This window comes from Aquirufa nivalisilvae (assembly GCF_004307455.1).
GTDB classification, from domain to species: Bacteria; Bacteroidota; Bacteroidia; order Cytophagales; family Spirosomataceae; genus Aquirufa; species Aquirufa nivalisilvae.
Genome location: NZ_SEWX01000020.1, coordinates 1 through 574 on the forward strand (window position 1 = coordinate 1; position 574 = coordinate 574).

Consider the following 574-nt stretch of genomic DNA (forward strand, 5'->3'; position numbering starts at 1 on the left):
TAGACCAATATTGGCAGAGCGACATTAGTTATTATCAAGTCAATGGGATCTATTATTACCTTACTTTTATCATAGATGCCTATACACGTCATATAGTGGGTCATCACACCTCTAAAAGACTATTGACTACTCACACGACCATTCCAGCCTTACAAATGGCCATCAAGCTTAGAAAACAGAGGCGATTTGATGATTTAATACTTCATTCCGACGGAGGAGGTCAATATTATGCCAGAGAATTTTTACGCGTGACTCAAAAATATGGGATCAAGAATAGCATGTGCAAATATCCCTGGGAAAATGGGAAAGCAGAACGCATCAATGGCATTATTAAAAACAATTATTTACGGCATCGTAAAATCAATAACTTCGAAATGCTGGTCAAGGAGGTTGACCGTGCGGTATCACTTTATAATCTAGAAAAGCCGCATATTGAGTTAAATAAAATGTCTCCTATTGCATTTGAAAAAAAACTACTAAATTTAAATCAAGCTATAAGCTAAACACCTAAAATACTTGAATATGAATCAAGTATAAGTGACACAAAACGGTCAACGTCATTCAGGCATTCACA

Annotated in this window: 1 protein-coding gene; it reads left to right on the plus strand. The window is 35.9% G+C overall.

The features are described from left to right. The coding region (locus tag EWU22_RS13135; RefSeq protein WP_130925904.1) for a DDE-type integrase/transposase/recombinase at positions 1–503 on the plus strand (503 nt) is incomplete at its 5' end. Between the last annotated feature and the right edge of the window lie 71 nt (positions 504–574).